The following is an 18,468-nucleotide window of genomic DNA, read 5'->3' as shown; positions in this document are numbered from 1 at the left end:
ACAGTGCGCACCTCTGCAAGATCAGCTGTACTTAGCTCTGCACTCCAGGCCGTACCCCGACAACCACCGTGGACAGCCCCGCCCACCGGGTCCGCAAACCCCGCCGGCTACCCAACACTCGCCGCGCCCTCACCCCCGACGAACTTTCCGACATCAACGCCGCCGCCCGCAGCGGCGGCAACGACATCGTGCTCGACGCGCTGCTGCTGCGCCTGCACACCGAAACGGCCTGCCGACGCGGCGGCGCCCTCGCGCTACGCCTGACCGACCTCGACACCGACCATGCGCTGATCCGCTTGCGCGAAAAGGGCGGCACGCAACGCTGGCAGCCCATCACACCGATGCTCGCCAACCGATTGGACGACCACGCCCGAGTCCGCGGCGCCGTCGCACCGACGGACGCGCTGCTGCGCTACCGCAACGGCCAACCCGCCACCCACCGGCGCTACGACCTGCTGTGGGCCCGCATCGGCCGACAGTTGCCGTGGGTCGCTGTCCAAGGCATCTCTGCCCACTGGCTGCGCCACACCACCCTCACCTGGGTGGAGCGCCACTTCGGCTATGCCGTGGCCCGCGCCTACGCCGGACACACTGACCGCCGCGGACCCGCCACCACCACCTACATCAAAGCCGACCTGCACGCCGTCGCCACCGCGCTGGCCGCCCTCACCGGCCAACCCCACCCACTGGTCGTCGAACAGCGAGGGCGCCCGCAGCCTTCGGTGCAGCCTGTCGAGCCGCCGATCCGGCGAACGTGATCAGGTCCAGCGCTACCGTTCCGCGGCACAGGCTAGGCCGCTGGACTCGATGACCGGCGCGTCACGCCAGCCTCCCGTGGGCCTCGCGCGCCAGGGTGAACGCGTAGTTGAGCACAACGAGTGATCAGCCATAACCACGGTCACCAGGCTGCAGACCCAGGATGCGATGTCGTCGGTGGCTTTGGGCTCGTCGACGAGCCCGAGCCACGCCGTCACCGCTGATGCACGGAAAGACCCCACCGGCGGATGACGGCCCAGCCGACCCGCCCGCGTTGGTGCTCTCAAGCGGATCGGGCAGGCAGGCGCCACAACCGCCGCCATCTCGGCTGGTTCCACCATCGCCGACACTCCGGGGTTCCACAGATCAGGTGGCTGGCTAGTCCGCGAAATCGCGGATTGACCTGGGGAAACGTGGGTTGGCCCGGTGGCGGGGCGTGTCACTAGGCCAGGGTGTTCGTGCTGGTCAGGAGGTTGCGGGGGTGGCCTCGAAGACGCGGCGGGGCTCGGGCAGGCTGAGGGCGGTGAGGATCTTCTTCTGGCCGGTGTTGAGTTCGGTGCGCTGGCGGTAGGAGCCGGCTGGGCCGGTGAATGTGCCCAGGTGAAGGCGCTGGAGTTCGTTGCGGACCGCGGGCCAGGTCTGCCCGGTGCGGGTCTCGATGATGCGGATGAGCAGCAGGGCGAGCCAGCACAGCAGGACGTGGGCGCGGATGCGGTCCTCGGCGCGGTGGTAGACCGGCCGCAGGTCGATGATCGATTTCATGTCCCGCCAGCCGCGTTCGACTTCCAGTAGTTGCTTGTAGCCCAGGGCGATGTCCTCGGCCGACAGCTTCGGGTCGGAGCAGCGCAGCAGGAATTTGCCGTCCAGGTTGGCCTCGGCCTCGACGGCCTTGCGGTCGATGCGCAGCAGCCCGCCGGGGGTGGTGCGCAGGTAGCGCTTCAGACCGGGCTTGGTGGAGACGACGCCGCGTAACTCGGCGCGCTTGTCCCGGCCGAGCTTGTCAGAGCCGTCGATCATCTCTTCCAGGATCGCGACCATGCGGGCCCTGATCGCGGCGTCGCGCACGGCGGCCTCGGGGTTGAAGCAGATCACGAACCGGTCGTCGGCCAGGTCGCCGGACAGTGGCACTTCCTTGACCTGCAGGTTGTCCGCGACGTGCCGGTAGCGGCCCTGCCGCGACAACGCGGCATCGGCCTCGGGCGTGCCGCCGCGCAGCTTCTCCCCGAGGATGTAGTGCCCGCCGGCCTTCTGCAGGTAGCGCCGGTTCTGCTCGGAGGTGAAACCGCGGTCGGCGACCCACACGATCCGCGACAGCGACCAGTCCCGCATGTCGTCGCGCACCTGACGGATCAGTGCGCTGTCTGACGTGTTCCCAGGCCAGGCCCAACATCTGACCGGGATGCCGTTGCGGGTGACGGCCATTGCGACCACGATCTGCGGCAGGTCGCCCCGGGAGTCCTTCGACTTGCCCCAGGTCCGGAACCCGGTCTCCTTCACCGTTGGGTCTCCATCGCCGACCCGCATGCCCCGCTCGTCGCGGGCCATCGGCACGTCGGCGTCGGCGGTCTCGAAGTAGGTGGAGGTGGTGTCGAAGAACAGCAGGTCCACCTCCAGGTTCAGCAGATCGGCGGTGTTGTCGAACACGATCCGCCCCAGCTCCGGCTCGGCGGTGATCAGCCAGTCCATCGCCCGGTAGCAGGACTCGTCGACCACGGGCAGGTCCAAGCCGTCGATCACGACGTCGTGCGCGATCCAGCGGGTCGCGGCCAGCTTGGACGACGGGGCCAGTGCGCGGTTCGCCACGAGCGCGAACACGATCCGCTCAACCGCGGCTCCATCCGCGTGTCGGCCAGCAGCCGCCGCATCGCCGCGTCGATCCCCAGAGCACGCCACAACCCGTCCAGCGCGAACGCCCCGCCCAACGCACGGGAGTCGATAAACCGCAGGTCCGCCGAGGTGGTCGACGCCAGCGCCTCGCCCGGCTCCAACAGCCGGCACAGCGCCGCGACCAGCCGCCGGATCCCCGCGACGTCCAGCTGATCCTCTCGGCCGAAGGAGTACCGCACCTTCGTCCGCGACACCTTCGCCACCGGATCCCACTCGTTGTGGGCCAGCTGCAGATAGCCTACCGTCTGACCGTCCGCCATCCGCCGGGTCGAACGCTTCACATACACGATCAGTGACCCTAGCGATCAAGCCACTAGGACATCAAGACGAAGTCCCACCTCACTACCGGTGATCGAACGATCCGTGTCACTAGGGGATTTCGGCGCTTCCGCTAGACCGCAGCGCCCTGACCAGCGACAGGACCGGCAGACGTGCCACAGGACCCCGATCATCTGTGGAACCCCGGTGGTCGGCTCCACCGCGCAGGCGCCCATGCTGCGCCGGTTCGACGTGGTGCTGCGGCGCAGGCAGGAGGTCATGGTCGCCGACCGGTTGTCCAACTGGGGGCAGAGCCGCCATGGAGCGTGGCCGCTACGGGCCGCTGTTCGCCCTCACCGTAGCGCTTGGCAAGCGCGCCTGACGGGTGCCCGCGCTGCAGGAGCTTCTGCACCGGGCGACCGGCCGGCAGAGCCAGGAGTCGGTGACCGTCCGAGCCGTCGAGCTGTTCACGTTTCAGGCGAACGCTACGGCAGGTTGGCGGTGAGTTCTTCGCGCCATTGCGCGAAGCGTTTGCGCATTTCACTGATGTGGGCGGGGTGGGCGCCGTAGGCGGCGAAACGTCGGTCCGGGTACCGCTCCAGCATGCCGAACAGGTCCGCCAGGACACGCCGGTCGAATCCCGCGTCGGATTGTTCGGCCAGCTCGCACAGCCGTGTCCGGGTGTAGCGACCAGTCATGAGGGCCGCGTCGATATCCAGAAAGTCGCGGGGCTCGGCACGCGTGTACAGGGCGGACATCTTGCCCGCGACGACGTCGTCGGCGTGCAGCACCGGCCCGACGTCCATCATCACCGGCGGCAACGCGCGCCAGTTGGCCGCCAGCTCGACCTTGTACGGGTGCTCAGGTTGAGCGGGATCGGTGACCGCGAGCCGGGCGAAGGTGTCGAACTGCTGCGTTACCTCGACGGAATACCCGCCGTCGCGGTAGCCGTCGACTACCGCGTCCACTGCTGCGGCGAACTCGCCACGACGCTCCCACGCCGTGAACAGGTCGATATCTTCGCTCGGGCGATCGAGGATGCCGTGGGCCTGAACGGCGTAGCCGCCGGCCAACGCGAACCCGTAGCGGGCAGCGACCCGCAATCCGATCTCGGCCAAGCGGAGGTGAACTTGATCCACTTCTACCCGGCCAGCGTCTGCGGCGGCGTGCTCAGCTCGGGAAAGCGCGCCTGCCACAACGCCCGCAGCCGGGCCGGGAGCCACAAGGTGGGCCACAAGCGGCGCAGCGTGGGACCGTGCAGCCACCGGTGCAAGTCGTCGACCGAATTGGCCTGGTTCAGCACCGTCTGGTACATCAGCTGCAGATCACCGGCGTCGTCCAGGTCATAGGTGCTGTCGCCGGACCAGTCCAGCCACCGATCGAGTGTCACCACACCGTGAACCGGACCGCGCAGGTCGGACAGGGAGGCGGCGACCACGAAATGCCGCTGGTCCACATACCGCGACCCAGGCGGTGCACCACTGCCGCTGGCCATGTCTCTACCTCCTGACCCAGATCGTACGTGTGAGCGGCGTCGCGGCTGGCACGACATCGACATCACGGCCATCTGACCTCCCGGGCTCGGCCTGCGGCCTGACGGTCATCGTCAAGGACGAACTGCCCGCCTGCCGATCACCACACGGGCGGCCGGGCGCCTGCCAGGTGACCGCCTTACCCGGTGGCCGGACTGCCGGCCGTCCGCGCGGGTTCGACTTCTCGCGCTGGCCCGTCGGCAGCCTCCGGCCGGCGCGGCCCGCTGGTGCCCGAGCAGACGGGGCGCACGGACCGGGTGGCGCTGGGCACTGCCCACCTTGCGGAAGGACACTCTCGCGGCAAGGTGGGCGGCCCCGGCCGCGCTGCTCGCCCAGCGTCAGCTGGCCCAGCTTCGACGGACGGGCTATCGACGCCGACGTCCGGGGCGTCGCCCGGCGGTGATCGCGTGGGCACCGCAGGTCAGTCGTGGCGGTGACGCACGATGTAGTCGATGTGGCGGATCGTGTCCTCGCGGTCGTCCTCGCTGATCGAGTCCCACAGGTCCGCCAGCCAGTAGAGCGAGACCGTCAGGTGCCCTGGCCGCGTCGCCCGCAAGCCGCGCGAGGCGTTGCTCGCCCCGGTTACGGATTCAACTCCTTACCGTCCCGGGGCGAGCCACAGCAGAACTCTTCGGACTCCTTCTGCGTTGACTTGGCCCGCGTAGGCGTTGCGTGAGGCAGACGCGTTAGCGCAACCCCAAGGTAGCCGCTTCCGGATACTTCCCGGCTTGCTCCACCAGGCCCTCCCAATCGTTCTGAGCCTCGATCCACCGATGAGTGTCGGGGCGGTGGTACCCCGGAGATAGAAAGTGCCCTCTGAGCTGGAAGGATAGGAGTTCTGACGCTTCTATTCCGCCGGTTCGAGAGGGCACCTCGCAGGTGAGATTACGCCATGACGCGCCGGTGGTGCGCGCGACGTTCGATGATCCGAATCTGGTGTCGTGTGCCGGCCTCGTTCCGGTGATGCGCTTGGCCGAGCAGGCCGGTCTGTGCGACGCGGTCAGCGACCGGGTGCGGCTGCCGACGGACAAGGGCGCCAACCCTGCCGGGAAGGTCGCCACGATCGTGGCGGGGATGCTCAGCGGCGCGGACAGCATCGACGATCTCGACATCGCCCGCCACGGTGGGATGGGGTCGTTGTTCACGAGCGTGTACGCGCCGTCGACGCTCGGGTCGTTCCTGCGCACGTTCACCCACGGACACGTACGGCAACTGCAGGCCGTCGCCCGGGACACCCTGATCGGCCTGGCCGGCCGGGCCCCGATCCTGACCGGCGCCGACGTGCTGTGTTTCCTCGACATCGACTCGATGCTGCGCCGTGTCTACGGCAAGCAGAAGCAGGGCATAGGCTTCGGCCACAACAAGGTCGGCGGCTACAACGTCTACCTGCGGGGCTACAACCCCCTGCTCGCCACACTGTCCACACCGCTGTCGGCGCCGGTGATCGCGGCCACCCGGCTGCGGGCGGGTAACGCCGGCTCCGCCCGAGGTGCGGCGAGCATGATCGCCGAAGCGATCACCACCGCCCGATCCTGCGGCGCGACCGGGGAGATCGTCGTGCGGGCCGACTCGGCGTTCTACGCCAAGACCGTGATCGGCGCCTGCCGGCGCCGTGGTGTCCGCTTCTCGGTCACCACCCGGATCGACGGCAAGATCCGCGCCGCGTGCGACAGCATCACCGAACAGCAGTGGGTCGACATCAAGTACCCGCAGGCCGTCTGGGACGAAGACGAGCAACGGTGGATCTCCGACGCGCAGATCGCCGAAACCACCTACACCGCGTTCGCCGGCACCCGACACGCGGTGACCGCCCGGCTGATCGTGCGCCGCATCCGCCGCGACGACCCGCAACAGATCCCCGGCCAAGAAGAACTCGTGCCCCAGTACCGGTATCACGCGGTGTTCACCGACAGCCCGTTCACCCTGGTCCAGGCCGAAGCCCAGCACCGCGGCCACGCGATCATCGAACAGGTCAACGCCGACCTGATCGCCGGACCCCTCGCCCACCTGCCCTCCGGCCGCTTCAACGCCAACGACGCCTGGCTGACCTGCGCCGCGATCGCCCACAACCTCACCCGCACCGCGGGCCACCTCGCCGCCGGCGCCTACGCCACCGCCCGGCCAGCGACAATCCGGACCAGGATCATCAACGTCGCCGCCCGCCTCGCACACCGGGCACGCACCATCCACCTGCACCTACCCGACCACTGGCCCTGGCAGCCAGCGTTCGACAACCTGTTCACCGCCGTCCACACCACACCCGGCTGACCACACCCACCAGCAGAACCCCGGCGGCCCGACCACAGGCCACAACTCCACCCCCACCCAACAACCCGCACCCGGAGCAAGCCGACCACGTGATCGGCGACTCCCACACGCCCACCGAATCACCCAATACCAAAAATGATCAACCGGCGAACGACATCAACTGCGTCGGTGGATCGAGGCTGAGCCTGCTGGATGCCAGCTCGGTTATCTGCTTCGAACTGCGCCAACTCGGTTGAGATAAGCATGGCCGACAAGTCGCGTACCGGCTTCCTGCACTTTGCATCTGCTGCAGCCGCTGCGCGTTCCTCCCGTACGGCGGCGGCCCATTCAGGTCGGTCTGGCTTGCCGATCGCCTCGTGCGGTAGACTGCCGAACTTCTGCTGCAACTGCTCGATCAGGTGGTCGGAATTATCCACGATTAGGTTGTTGCCTTTCATGCAGGAGCGGTAGGCTGAAATCGCCTTCGCTACCTCCTGCTTTTTTCCATCTTCGCAAATAGATCGAGCAGCTTGTCATTCTGTTTGGATGAGTTGGCGGGGATGTAGACGTCGGGCGTGCTCGTGGGCGTGCACTCCGTCAACGCATCGTCGTAGAGTCTCTGGCCCTTTGGATCGAGTCGTTGGAAGCCCGGATTGGAGGTTTCCACATCAAGTGGCGCTAGTCTAACTGCGGAATCCGCGACGCCGAGGCCGGTCTCGGTCGTCTCGGCGAACCATGTTCCTGAAAGCCCTTGCAAGTCGGTGAGCCCGGCGTAGATGTCAACGAACGGAGGCGGCGTGTAAAGGAAATCTTTACCCTTCATGCACTGGACGATCGAATCCTGGTACAGATGGTACTGGACCAACTCTCCTGCCCGCCGCTGCCGCAGCAGCGCCAGAGCGTCACTGAAACCGCTGGTCAACCCACTGACATCAGCCATATCGGCGAGCAGCCGCGTACCGGCATGGCCGACCACACCCCGCCCGTCACCGCTGACCACCACCCTCGGACGCGTTTCGGTAGCCTTCACCCAGCAAATGCCTTCCGTGACGGGCGATCTAGACCTTAGCCTCGATCCACCGATGAATGTCTGATCGGTGGGGATCCCGGAGATAGGGAGTGCCCTCTGAGCTGGAAAGATAGGAGTTCTCACGCTTCTATCGCTTCGCTCGAGAGGGCACCTCGCAGGTGAGATTACGTCATGACGCGCCGGTGGCGCGCGTCTCGTTCGATGATCCGAATCTCGTGTCTTGTGCCGGTCTCGTTCCGGTGATGCGCCTGGCCGAGCAGGCGGGCCTGCATGACGCGGTCAACGACCGGGTGCGGCTACCGACCGACAAGGGCGCGAACCCGGCGGGCAAGGTCGCCACGATCGTGGCCGGGATGCTCGCCGGCGCGGACAGCATCGACGACCTCGACATCGCCCGGCACGGCGGCATGCGGCCGCTGTTCACCAGCGTGTACGCGCCGTCGACGCTCGGGTCGTTCCTGCGCACGTTCACCCACGGACACGTGCGGCAGTTGCAGGCCGCCGCCCGTGACACCCTGATCGGCCTGGCCGGCCGGGCACCGATCCTCGCCGGCGCCGGCGTGCTGACCTTTGTGGATGTCGACTCGATGCTGCGCCGTGTCTACGGCAAGCAGAAGCAGGGCATCGGCTTCGGCCACACCAAAGTCGGCGGCTACAACGTCTACCTACGCGGCTACAACCCTCTCGTCGCCACCATCTCCACACCGCTGTCGGCGCCGGTGATCGCAGCGACCCGGCTACGTTCGGGTAACGCAGGCTCGGCCCGCGGCGCGGCGAGCATGATCGCCGAGGCGATCACCACCGCCCGATCATGCGGCGCAGCCGGGGAGATCGTGGTGCGGGCCGACTCGGCGTTCTACGCCAAGACCGTCATCAGCTGCTGCCGGCGCCGTGGTGTCCGGTTCTCGGTCACCACTCGTATCGACGCGAAGATCCGCGTCGCGTGCGACAGCATCACCGACGACCAGTGGGTCGACATCAAGTACCCGCAGGCCGTCTGGGACGAAGACGCCGGGCGGTGGATCTCCGACGCGCAGATCGCCGAGACCACGTATACCGCGTTCGCGGGCACCCGACATGCGGTGACCGCCCGGCTGATCGTGCGCCGGATCCGTCGCGACGACCCGGCACAGATTCCCGGCCAGGAAGAACTGGTGCCGACCTACCGGTATCACGCCGTGTTCACCGACAGCCCGTTCACCCTGGTCCAGGCCGAGGCCCAGCACCGCGCCCACGCGATCATCGAACAGGTCAACGCGGACCTGATCGCCGGGCCTCTCGCGCACCTGCCCTCCGGCCGGTTCAGCGCGAACAACGCCTGGCTGACCTGCGCCGCGATCGCGCACAACCTCACCCGCACCGCCGGCCACCTCGCCGCGGGCGCCTACGCCACCGCCCGGCCCGCGACAATCCGGACCAGGATCATCAACATCGCCGCCCGGATCGCGCACCGAGCCCGCACCATCCACCTGCACCTACCCGACCACTGGCCGTGGGCCGCCGGGTTCGACAACCTGTTCACCGCCGTCCACACCACACCCGGCTGACCACACCCACCAGCAGAACCGGGCGGCCCGACCACAGGCCACAACCCCCACTACCGCCCCCGAACAATCACCCGGAGCAAACCGATCACGTGATCGGCAACTCCCGCACGCCCCCGAACCACTCAACATCGGAATGATCAACTAGCGATCGCCCTCAACTGCGTCGGTGGATCGAGGCTTAGACAAGTCAGATCATCCCAGATCAGAAGGCACTTCCTCTTTCAAGATCCGCGATGCGGACAGGCCTTACCGAAGGCCCGAGGCTAGCCATCCACTGAATACCCCGCGGCAGGGCATCGAGCCAAATGACCGGATCAGGCGCGTCTGGGTCCTCCAGAATGTCGCACACTGGGTCCCGCTCGACTGCGGCCGTCACGTCCGCGAGAAACTCGACCAGCTTCGTCGTCTTCTCGATCGCAATCTGACTGAGAGTCACGCTCGCATGCACCCCCTGTAAGTTCACGGCAACGCCACAGACTGCGCCGCCTTCCACCAAGATCACAAGAGCGATGCCGTAAGCGCAGCGTGAGTGAACGGTCCGAGCAGGGGTGCAGCAAGAAAATCGGGCCCCGTCGCCACCTCACCTCTGCGGTGTTCGCGAGCGGCGCCGCGATAGTCTGCAACGGATGAAGCTGTCCGCTCGAAGGTGAGGCTTGCCCGATGGGTACCAGCTACGAACCGATGAGTCTGGCCAGGCTGGCCACCCATCTGGTCTCCGCGGACACCGACCAGACTCGCTGGAAGCTCGTATGGGAGTTTCTCGAGGAGTACCGCTGGGAACCCGCCGAAACCAGGGTTGACCTGTTAAGCGATGAGCCCGGCCTAATACTGCAACGGCGGGTCGTGACTTATGGCGGTTCGAGTCGTTTGCGGTAGTGGGCGGCTCGGGCTTGTTCCTGGCGTAGGCGGCGGAAGTTGGACCAGTGCAGGATGTGGCTGGCGTGGTGGCGGATGGTCAGGACGAGGTGGGCGAACAGGTGGCGGATCTCGTTGCTGCTCAGCGGGATCAGGCTGCCCTCGCTGCCGGTGGTGCCCCCTTTGCGGCTTCGCGGGCGCGGGTGACGACGAGGAACGCGGCAGCGGCCATGGCCAGGGTGATGTGGCCGTACCAGGCGTCGTAGCGGCGGACCTGGTACTGGTCCAGGCCGACCTCGTTCTTCGCGGTCTGGAACGATTCCTCCACCGACCAACGGCTACCGGCGACCCGCACGAGTTCCCGCAGTCGGATGCCGCGGGGGCCGAAGCAGACGTAGTAGGCGATGTCGCTAGGGTCGCTGATCGAGCGTCGGGCCAGGACCCAGCCGCGGCGGCCGTGGGCGAAGGTGCGGCGGATCGGCACCCGGGCCCAGTCGTAGCGGCGTGGTCCGTGCGCGCCATCGCCGCACGACAGCCGCTGCCACGCGCCCGCACGTACTCTGGCGATCAGCTCATCGACGCGGGTGGTGGTATGCAACCCGGAGGGCACCTCGTCGTCGCATCGGGTGGCCATCACATACGCGATGTCCTGCTCCTCCAGCCAGCCCCGCAGGCCGGGGTTCTGCCCGTAGGCCTCGTCGGCGGTGAACCACGAAAACGGCACCCCGGCGGTGATCGCCCGCTCCAGCATGGCCCGAGCCTGCTGCGGCTTCGTGGCGAACTCGACCTCATCCGGGATCGCCGCCGCTCGGCACCGGTCCCGGTCGCCGGTCCACGACTTGGGCAGGTACAACTCCCGGTCGATCAACGCCCGGCCCCGACTCGTGGCGTAGCACAGGAACGTGCCGATCTGGCAGTTCTCCGTCTTGCCCGCCGTGCCTGAATACTGCCGTTGGACCCCCGCCGAGGCGCGGCCCTTCTTGACGAACCCGGTCTCGTCGGCGACGAGCACCCCGGCCGCATCGCCGATCTGCTCCACGACGTAGTCGCGTACGTCATCGCGGACCGCGTCCCGGTCCCACGCCGCGCTGCACAACATGCCCTGCAACCCGTCCGGCGAGACATGCCCAGCCTGCTCCGCGAGGGTCCAGCCGTTGCGCCGCTCCAACGGCGCCAGCAACCCCCGCACATACGCCCACGCCCGCCGCCGCGGCTCCACTCGAGTAAACCGATGCGAGAACCGGAAGAACAACTCCTCCAACCCGGCATCCCACGACCCGACCAACTGCGCATCCACCACAACCAGTCAACGAACGATCAGCAGCCGAAGCCACGACCCGCCGTTGCAGTACTAACCGGGGACCCGCGGTGGGACGCGCTGCTTGCCGCGGTCGCGGAGCATTTGCTAGCTCAGGCGGATCTTGGTCCGCCCGCATGGGTCGACGCACGTGTGCTGCGCCGGGCGTGGTTCCCGGCCGAACTGGCCATCCACCGGGCCGACGCCCTGGCATGGGCCCCGGCTGCATTCCGAAAGCATGGCGTGTACCTGTCCGTTCACGACCTGGCTGCGGCGTGAGTTGCCCTGTGTCAAGCCGCCACTTGATGATCTTGTTTGAGCAGGTGTTGGAGGGCTCGGTGGCGGTCCGGGTCGTAGGGGGTGTTGGTGGTCCAGCATTTCCAGATGATGTCCAGCCAGGCGCGGGCCAGGATACGGACCGCGTGGGGATGGTCGTGGCCGCGGGCTCGGGCTCGTTGGTAGAGGTCGGCGGCCCAGGGGTTGGCGTGGCGGCTGTCGCCGGCGAAGTCGCAGACGGCGTCGCGCAGTTGTTTGTCCACGGCCCAGCGGAAGGTCACGATGCGGACTTTGCCGGATTCGCGGGTCGAGGGTGCGACGCCGGCGAGGCAGGCCAGGGACGCTGGGGTGGGGAACCGGCCGCGGGCGTCGCCGATCTCGGCGAGCAGCCGGGCGGCGCGGACGGTGCCGGAGCGGGGCAGGCTGGTGAAGATGTCCCGGTCGGGGTGCAGGTCGAGGGCTTCGGTGATCTGCTGGTTCAGGGTGTCGATCTGGGCCACGATGGCGGCCAGGGTGGCGAGGTAGGCGCGGGTGATGCCGGCCAGGGTCTGTCCGTAGTCGCCGGTGGCGCCGCGAGGCGCGGCGTTGATGCGGGTGTGCAGCACGGCTGGGTCGGTGCGGCCGCAGTAGCTCACGCTCTTCAGCCAGGCGGCCAGGCGCTTGGGCGACAGCCAGTCCAGGGCGTCCTGGGTGGTGAACCGGGTCAGGAACTGCCGGCTGATCGACGAGTCGATCTCGTTGAACAGCTCGACGGTGGCCGGCAGCGCCGTGGCCAGGTGGGCGCGCAGCTGGTTGGCGACCGCGATGCGGTGGGCGACCAGGTCTTTGCGAGCGCGGCACAGCTTGCGCAGCCCGGTGGTTGTCTCGCTGTCCAGCACGAGCGGGGTCAGCCGGCGCCGGTCGGTGCGGACGGTGTCGGCCAGGACGTAGGCGTCGAACCGGTCGTCCTTGTTCCCGGCCGAGCCGTACCGTCGGCGCAGTGCCTTGACCTGCGAGGGTGGGATCACGTACACGGTCGCCTCGGCGGCCAGCAACGCATCTACGATCGGCCCGTCCGGGCGTTCGATGCCGACCGCGTCCACCCGATGCCGGTCGAGCAGGTCGATCAGCCGTCTCAGGCCGGTCCTGGTGTATTTCAGCGTCAGCCGCTCCAACGGCTCACCGTCGGCGTCGACCACGCAGACCGCGTAGTCGTCCTTGGCCCAGTCCACCCCGGCCGAGTTCCCTCGCGCCGACGCGGCGGTGTCGGTCACACTCATAGTTGCCTCTCCGCTGCGCTACCAGTGGGGAAGCACCTGGCGGTTCCGGGACACCACTGCCGGTCGCTCATTGAGCGGCGCTCGATGGCGCATAGCCCTGTTGCCAGTCGGGGTGTCCCGGGCCGCCGGGCCTCGCAGAACTCACGCTGGACCTCGAAGGTCGAGCGAGCTGGGCGATGGCCCGACGGTCACCGGTGCACTCGAACCAACGTCAGCTCGAGTGAGACAAGGGTGCACCAATGAGCGGGTCAGACGGCGTCCTGATGGGGCGCCTGGAACTCGAACGCGCGTTCACTCACCTGGGCGATCGGCCAGGGCCCCGGCAAGGTGGCGGTATGACCGTTGTGGGCGTTTGGGTGCAGACGCTCCGGATCATGGTGGTATAGAGACGGGCGTGGCCTTTCGATGATCATCCAGGTGTCGAGTCTGGGAAGATCAAAGAGGACCACGCCCGTTGGGATCATCATCGCTGATTGACGTGTTGGCCGTGCACGCGGACCGCCTGGACGAGTCGTTGCCGGCGCAGCGCCGGTCGAGCCTGGTCGCGGCGTTGAGTGCGGTGCCGGACCGGCGAGATCCCCGCGGTGTCGTCCATGCGTTGCCTGGGGTCCTGGCCACGGCGGTCGCGGCGGTGCTGACCGGTGCCCGTTCCGCGGCGGCGGTCGCGGAGTGGGCCGCTGACGCGCCGCAGCAGGTCCTTGCTGAACTGGGCGTGTTCCGGGATCCGTTCACCGGGCTGTATCGGGCTCCGGACGAGTCCACGTTCCGGCGGGTCCTGGCCGGTGTCGATGCTGACGCCCTGGACGACACGGTCGGCCGGTGGGTCCTCGCGTGCCGGCCGGCGGCGGACACCGAGCGGCGGGTGTACAGCGTGGACGGCAAGACCTTGCGAGGCAGCGGCCCGGCCGGCGCCCAGGTGCATCTGCTCGCGGTGCTGGACCAGCACACCGGGACGGTCCTGGGTCAGGTCGACGTCGACGGCAAGACAAACGAGTTGACCCGCTTCCGGCCGCTGCTGGGCCCGCTTGACCTGACCGCGGTGGTCATCACCGCCGACGCCATGCACACCCAACGCGAGCATGCCCGCTGGCTGATCGACGACAAGAAGGCCGCCTACGTCTTCACCGTGAAGAAGAACCAGCCGCGCCTGTATCGCCAGCTCAAGACCCTGCCCTGGGCGAAGGTCCCGATCCAGGACGAGACCAGCACCCGCGGGCACGGTCGCTACGACATCCGCCGCCTGCAGGCAGTCACCTGCACCGGGCCACTCGCCCTGGACTTCCCGCACGCCACCCAAGCACTACGGATCGTCGCCGACGACTGAGCCTGACCACCGGCCGCTGGTCCACCGTCACCGTCTACGCGATCACCAACCTGAGCGCCGCCCAGGCCGGTCCCGCCGACCTAGCCGACTGGCTGCGTGGGCACTGGGCCATCGAAACTCTGCACCACATCCGCGACACCACCTACGCCGAGGACGCCAGCCGCCTGCGCACCGGCAACTCACCCCGCGTCATGGCCACTTTGCGCAACACCGCGATCAGTCTGCTCCGACTGGCTGGCGTCACCGCCATCGCCGCAGCCCTACGCCACAACAGCCGAAACCCGCACCGGCCACTCCAACTACTCGGGATCACCTGAAACGGTCATATAGCTACCTTGCCCGAGCCCTGGGGGATGGCCGCATGGGTGAAAGCCTGGGCACAGGGACTACAGGGTAAGACCGCCCCCGACGGCCACCGCTACACCGAGGATGAGGTAGCCACACTATCCGGCAAACTGATCACCCAAGAATCGGTCGGGAAATATTGGCGGGAGGCGGCGCCGCCGCCCCCTCCACCGCCACCCGGAACGGGTCAAGGTCTTGAGTTGCCATTTGATTAACACCTTCTGCCTTAGTTTTAGTTCTTGAGTTTCACGGGCCTTAGGGGTTTCCTAGCGCTCATGTCACCGGAATCATTTAGTTGATCTTTAGGGTCCGCCCGACTGGCAGGGTGCGGTAATCCGACTGTCCTGTATTCCCTGTCCGCTGATCACAGTGCGTTGCGGCTAGGGCTGTAGCGGTTCCAGGTTCCACCGGCAGCGGCGTGGTGGCGGTGGGTGGTGGTGTGGTGGAAGCCGAGGGCCTGGGCGACGACCGGTGCCGGGGATTGGAGGACGAGTTGGTGCAGTGCGGCCAGGCGGCCCAGGGCTCGGGCAAGGTAGCTATATGACCGTTTCAGGTGATCCCGAGTAGTTGGAGTGGCCGGTGCGGGTTTCGGCTGTTGTGGTGTAGGGCTGCGGCGATGGCGGTGACGCCAGCCAGTCGGAGCAGACTGATCGCGGTGTTGCGCAAAGTGGCCATGACGCGGGGTGAGTTGCCGGTGCGCAGGCGGCTGGCGTCCTCGGCGTAGGTGGTGTCGCGGATGTGGTGCAGAGTTTCGATGGCCCAGTGCCCACGCAGCCAGTCGGCTAGGTCGGCGGGACCGGCCTGGGCGGCGCTCAGGTTGGTGATCGCGTAGACGGTGACGGTGGACCAGCGGCCGGTGGTCAGGCTCAGTCGTCGGCGACGATCCGTAGTGCTTGGGTGGCGTGCGGGAAGTCCAGGGCGAGTGGCCCGGTGCAGGTGACTGCCTGCAGGCGGCGGATGTCGTAGCGACCGTGCCCGCGGGTGCTGGTCTCGTCCTGGATCGGGACCTTCGCCCAGGGCAGGGTCTTGAGCTGGCGATACAGGCGCGGCTGGTTCTTCTTCACGGTGAAGACGTAGGCGGCCTTCTTGTCGTCGATCAGCCAGCGGGCATGCTCGCGTTGGGTGTGCATGGCGTCGGCGGTGATGACCACCGCGGTCAGGTCAAGCGGGCCCAGCAGCGGCCGGAAGCGGGTCAACTCGTTTGTCTTGCCGTCGACGTCGACCTGACCCAGGACCGTCCCGGTGTGCTGGTCCAGCACCGCGAGCAGATGCACCTGGGCGCCGGCCGGGCCGCTGCCTCGCAAGGTCTTGCCGTCCACGCTGTACACCCGCCGCTCGGTGTCCGCCGCCGGCCGGCACGCGAGGACCCACCGGCCGACCGTGTCGTCCAGGGCGTCAGCATCGACACCGGCCAGGACCCGCCGGAACGTGGACTCGTCCGGAGCCCGATACAGCCCGGTGAACGGATCCCGGAACACGCCCAGTTCAGCAAGGACCTGCTGCGGCGCGTCAGCGGCCCACTCCGCGACCGCCGCCGCGGAACGGGCACCGGTCAGCACCGCCGCGACCGCCGTGGCCAGGACCCCAGGCAACGCATGGACGACACCGCGGGGATCTCGCCGGTCCGGCACCGCACTCAACGCCGCGACCAGGCTCGACCGGCGCTGCGCCGGCAACGACTCGTCCAGGCGGTCCGCGTGCACGGCCAACACGTCAATCAGCGATGACGATCCCAACGGGCGTGGTCCTCTTTGATCTTCCCAGACTCGACACCTGGATGATCATCGAAAGGCCACGCCCGTCTCTATACCACCATGATCCGGAGCGTCTGCACCCAAACGCCCACAACGGTCATACCGCCACCTTGCCGGGGCCCTGGTGTCAAAAGGGCGTCAAGAAACCACCGGCCGGCGTCATGGTTGCGTTAACGGCCCTGTCCGGCGAGCGCCTGAGGCGCTTTGATTGCCCGGCGCGACCGGATGGCGGTCGTGACGAACTCATTGCCGGTAAGGGGAGCCAGCCGTGTCTGACGTGGTGTTCGTGGTGTTGACGGTGGCGCTGTTCGCAGCGCTCGCCCTAATGGTGCGGGCGGTGGAGAAGCTGTGAGTGCTGTCAATGCCGTGGGCTTGGTGCTGGCGATCGGCCTGGCCGTGTTCCTGGTGGTTGCCCTGCTGTTCCCGGAGCGGTTCTGATGACCATGACAACAGCAGGCGTCGTCTTCCTCCTGTCCTTGGTGGCCGCCCTGGTCGCGGTCTATAAGCCGTTTGGTGACTACATGTTCCGGGCGGTTTCCGGGCAGCGGCCGTCCCGGTTCGAGCGGGGGATCTACCGCCTGGTCGGGGTCAACCCGGCGGCCGAGCAGTCCTGGGGCGTGTACGCCCGCAGCGTGCTGGCGTTCTCCGCGGTGTCGATCCTGTTCCTGTACGCGTTCCAGCGCCTGCAGAACCACCTCTGGCTCTCGCTGGGTTTCGATCCGGTGGTGCCGCACGGTGCGTGGAACACGGCCGTGTCGTTCGTGACAAACACGAACTGGCAGTGGTACTCGGGTGAGTCGACCATGGGTCACCTGGTGCAGATGGCCGGCCTGGCGGTGCAGAACTTCGTCTCCGCCGCCGTCGGCATCGCCGTGGCGGTGGCGCTGGTGCGCGGCTTCGCCCGCAGCCGCACCGGCGACTTGGGCAACTTCTGGGTCGACCTGACCCGGATCGTGCTCCGGATCCTGCTGCCGATCGCGGTGCTGGGCGCGCTGGCGCTGATGATCGGCGGCGTGGTGCAGAACCTGTCCGGTGGCACCGACGTGACCACGCTGACCGGCGGCACGCAGCACGTCACGGGCGGGCCGGTGGCCAGCCAGGAGGTCATCAAGGAACTGGGCACAAACGGTGGCGGCTTCTACAACGCCAACAGCGCCCACCCGTTCGAGAACCCGACCGCGTGGACGAACTGGCTGGAGATCTTCCTGATCCTGGTGATCCCGTTCAGCCTGCCCCGGGTCTTCGGCCGGATGGTCGGGCAGAACCGGCAGGGGTACGCGATCGCCGCGGTGATGGCCCTCCTCGCGCTGGCCAGCATCTCCTTGACCAACGTGTTCGAGTTGGCCGGCCACGGCACGGTCCCGCAGGCGGTCGGCGCGGCCCCGGAGGGCAAGGAGGTGCGGTTCGACGTGTCGAACTCCGCCACCTTCGCCGCGGCCACCACGCTTACCTCGACCGGCGCGGTCAACTCGTTCCACGACTCGTTCACGTCGCTCGGCGGGATGATGACGATGGTCAACATGATGCTCGGCGAGGTCGCGCCCGGCGGTACCGGTTCCGGTCTCTACGGCCTGCTGATCCTCGCGGTGATCACCGTGTTCGTCGCCGGCCTGATGGTCGGCCGAACCCCGGAGTACCTGGGGAAGAAGATCGGCGCCCGCGAGATCAAGTTCGCCTCGATGTACTTCCTGGTCACGCCGGCGCTGGTGCTGATCGGCGCGGCTGCGGCATTCGCCACGGGCAACAACTCGACCGCGCTCAACGCGGGCCCGCACGGGCTCTCCGAGGTGCTCTACGCGTTCACCTCGGCGAGCAACAACAACGGCTCGGCGTTCGCGGGCATCACCGTGAACACGCCGTGGTGGAACACCGCGCTGGGGCTGTGCATGCTGCTCGGGCGGTTCCTGCCGATCATCTTCGTCCTCGCGCTGGCCGGCTCGCTGGCCCGCCAACAACCCACCCCCGCCTCCGAGGGCACCCTGCCGACCCACAAGCCGCTCTTCATCGGCATGGTCGTCGGCGTCACGGTGATCCTCGTCGCCCTCACCTTCCTGCCCGCCCTCGCGCTCGGCCCGCTGGCCGAAGGGCTGTGACCACCATG

15 protein-coding genes and 2 pseudogenes are annotated in these 18,468 nt (G+C 67.7%); 7 read left to right on the top strand and 10 right to left on the bottom strand.

All coding sequences use genetic code 11. The annotated features are described in order from the left end of the window. Positions 1-68: 68 nt before the first annotated feature. The gene (locus tag JD77_RS01455; RefSeq protein ID WP_145772694.1) at positions 69-758 is read left to right on the top strand and encodes a tyrosine-type recombinase/integrase; all 690 of its coding nucleotides are present in this window, start codon (positions 69-71) and stop codon (positions 756-758) included. Between the two features lie 463 nt (positions 759-1,221). On the opposite strand, the pseudogene JD77_RS01450 reads toward JD77_RS01455, so the two are convergent. The 4 genes and pseudogenes from JD77_RS01450 to JD77_RS34620 form a co-directional block, all read right to left on the bottom strand. Next, positions 1,222-2,930: pseudogene (locus tag JD77_RS01450) on the bottom strand (IS1634 family transposase). A 456-nt stretch (positions 2,931-3,386) separates the two neighbouring features. Next, the gene (locus tag JD77_RS01445) at positions 3,387-4,040 is read right to left on the bottom strand and encodes a nucleotidyl transferase AbiEii/AbiGii toxin family protein (protein WP_145772693.1); all 654 of its coding nucleotides are present in this window, start codon (positions 4,038-4,040) and stop codon (positions 3,387-3,389) included. A gap of 2 nt (positions 4,041-4,042) precedes the next feature. Beyond that, the gene (locus tag JD77_RS01440; RefSeq protein WP_145772692.1) at positions 4,043-4,396 is read right to left on the bottom strand and encodes a hypothetical protein; all 354 of its coding nucleotides are present in this window, start codon (positions 4,394-4,396) and stop codon (positions 4,043-4,045) included. A gap of 458 nt (positions 4,397-4,854) precedes the next feature. Continuing rightward, a complete protein-coding gene (locus JD77_RS34620; protein ID WP_281292075.1) occupies positions 4,855-4,989 on the bottom strand; it encodes a hypothetical protein in 135 nt (44 codons plus the stop codon). 323 nt (positions 4,990-5,312) lie between these two features. On the opposite strand from JD77_RS34620, the gene JD77_RS01435 reads away from it, so the two are divergent. Then, positions 5,313-6,701 (top strand): IS1380 family transposase, encoded by a 1,389-nt coding sequence (locus JD77_RS01435; protein ID WP_145772691.1) that lies wholly within the window; start codon positions 5,313-5,315, stop codon positions 6,699-6,701. Positions 6,702-6,820: 119 nt separating this feature from the next. Here the strand turns inward: JD77_RS01435 and JD77_RS01430 are convergent, their stop codons facing one another. Together JD77_RS01430 and JD77_RS01425 are read right to left on the bottom strand one after the other, a co-directional pair. Next, entirely contained in the window at positions 6,821-7,138 is a 318-nt protein-coding gene (locus tag JD77_RS01430; protein ID WP_145772690.1) for a hypothetical protein, read from the bottom strand. Positions 7,139-7,548: 410 nt separating this feature from the next. Then, positions 7,549-7,710 (bottom strand): annotated as a pseudogene (locus tag JD77_RS01425) (IS1380 family transposase); the annotation flags it as partial. A 158-nt stretch (positions 7,711-7,868) separates the two neighbouring features. On the opposite strand from JD77_RS01425, the gene JD77_RS01420 reads away from it, so the two are divergent. After that, the gene (locus JD77_RS01420) at positions 7,869-9,257 is read left to right on the top strand and encodes an IS1380 family transposase (RefSeq protein ID WP_211372460.1); all 1,389 of its coding nucleotides are present in this window, start codon (positions 7,869-7,871) and stop codon (positions 9,255-9,257) included. A 202-nt stretch (positions 9,258-9,459) separates the two neighbouring features. Here JD77_RS01420 and JD77_RS01415 read toward each other — a convergent pair whose 3' ends face one another. From JD77_RS01415 to JD77_RS01405, 3 genes are all read right to left on the bottom strand, one after another. After that, positions 9,460-9,693 carry a hypothetical protein gene (locus tag JD77_RS01415; protein WP_145772689.1) on the bottom strand — a complete coding sequence of 78 codons (234 nt, stop codon included), beginning with the start codon at positions 9,691-9,693 and terminating at the stop codon, positions 9,460-9,462. 570 nt (positions 9,694-10,263) lie between these two features. Next, on the bottom strand, positions 10,264-11,397 hold the full coding sequence (locus JD77_RS01410) for an IS701 family transposase (protein ID WP_145777361.1): 1,134 nt from the start codon (positions 11,395-11,397) through the stop codon (positions 10,264-10,266). 302 nt (positions 11,398-11,699) lie between these two features. Continuing rightward, the gene (locus JD77_RS01405; protein ID WP_145772620.1) at positions 11,700-12,944 is read right to left on the bottom strand and encodes an IS110 family RNA-guided transposase; all 1,245 of its coding nucleotides are present in this window, start codon (positions 12,942-12,944) and stop codon (positions 11,700-11,702) included. A 487-nt stretch (positions 12,945-13,431) separates the two neighbouring features. Here JD77_RS01405 and JD77_RS01400 point away from each other — a divergent pair, with 487 nt between their 5' ends. Together JD77_RS01400 and JD77_RS01395 are read left to right on the top strand one after the other, a co-directional pair. Then, positions 13,432-14,268 carry an ISAs1 family transposase gene (locus JD77_RS01400; RefSeq protein WP_281292072.1) on the top strand — a complete coding sequence of 279 codons (837 nt, stop codon included), beginning with the start codon at positions 13,432-13,434 and terminating at the stop codon, positions 14,266-14,268. 335 nt (positions 14,269-14,603) lie between these two features. Then, entirely contained in the window at positions 14,604-14,828 is a 225-nt protein-coding gene (locus JD77_RS01395) for a hypothetical protein (RefSeq protein WP_145772688.1), read from the top strand. A 651-nt stretch (positions 14,829-15,479) separates the two neighbouring features. Here the strand turns inward: JD77_RS01395 and JD77_RS01390 are convergent. Then, entirely contained in the window at positions 15,480-16,316 is an 837-nt protein-coding gene (locus JD77_RS01390) for an ISAs1 family transposase (RefSeq protein ID WP_281292072.1), read from the bottom strand. 399 nt (positions 16,317-16,715) lie between these two features. On the opposite strand from JD77_RS01390, the gene kdpF reads away from it, so the two are divergent. Both kdpF and kdpA read left to right on the top strand, forming a co-directional pair. Continuing rightward, positions 16,716-16,805 carry a K(+)-transporting ATPase subunit F gene (kdpF, locus tag JD77_RS01380; RefSeq protein WP_074475088.1) on the top strand — a complete coding sequence of 30 codons (90 nt, stop codon included), beginning with the start codon at positions 16,716-16,718 and terminating at the stop codon, positions 16,803-16,805. After that, positions 16,805-18,460, top strand: a complete 1,656-nt coding sequence (gene kdpA, locus JD77_RS01375; RefSeq protein ID WP_145772687.1) for a potassium-transporting ATPase subunit KdpA — start codon at positions 16,805-16,807, stop codon at positions 18,458-18,460. The genes kdpF and kdpA overlap by 1 nt, the downstream gene beginning before the upstream one ends. Positions 18,461-18,468 lie beyond the last annotated feature (8 nt).

The sequence above is a fragment of the Micromonospora olivasterospora genome (assembly GCF_007830265.1).
Lineage (GTDB): Bacteria > Actinomycetota > Actinomycetes > Mycobacteriales > Micromonosporaceae > Micromonospora > Micromonospora olivasterospora.
Note: the sequence above shows the minus strand (reverse complement) of the source record. Positions and strands in the feature narration are given on the sequence as shown.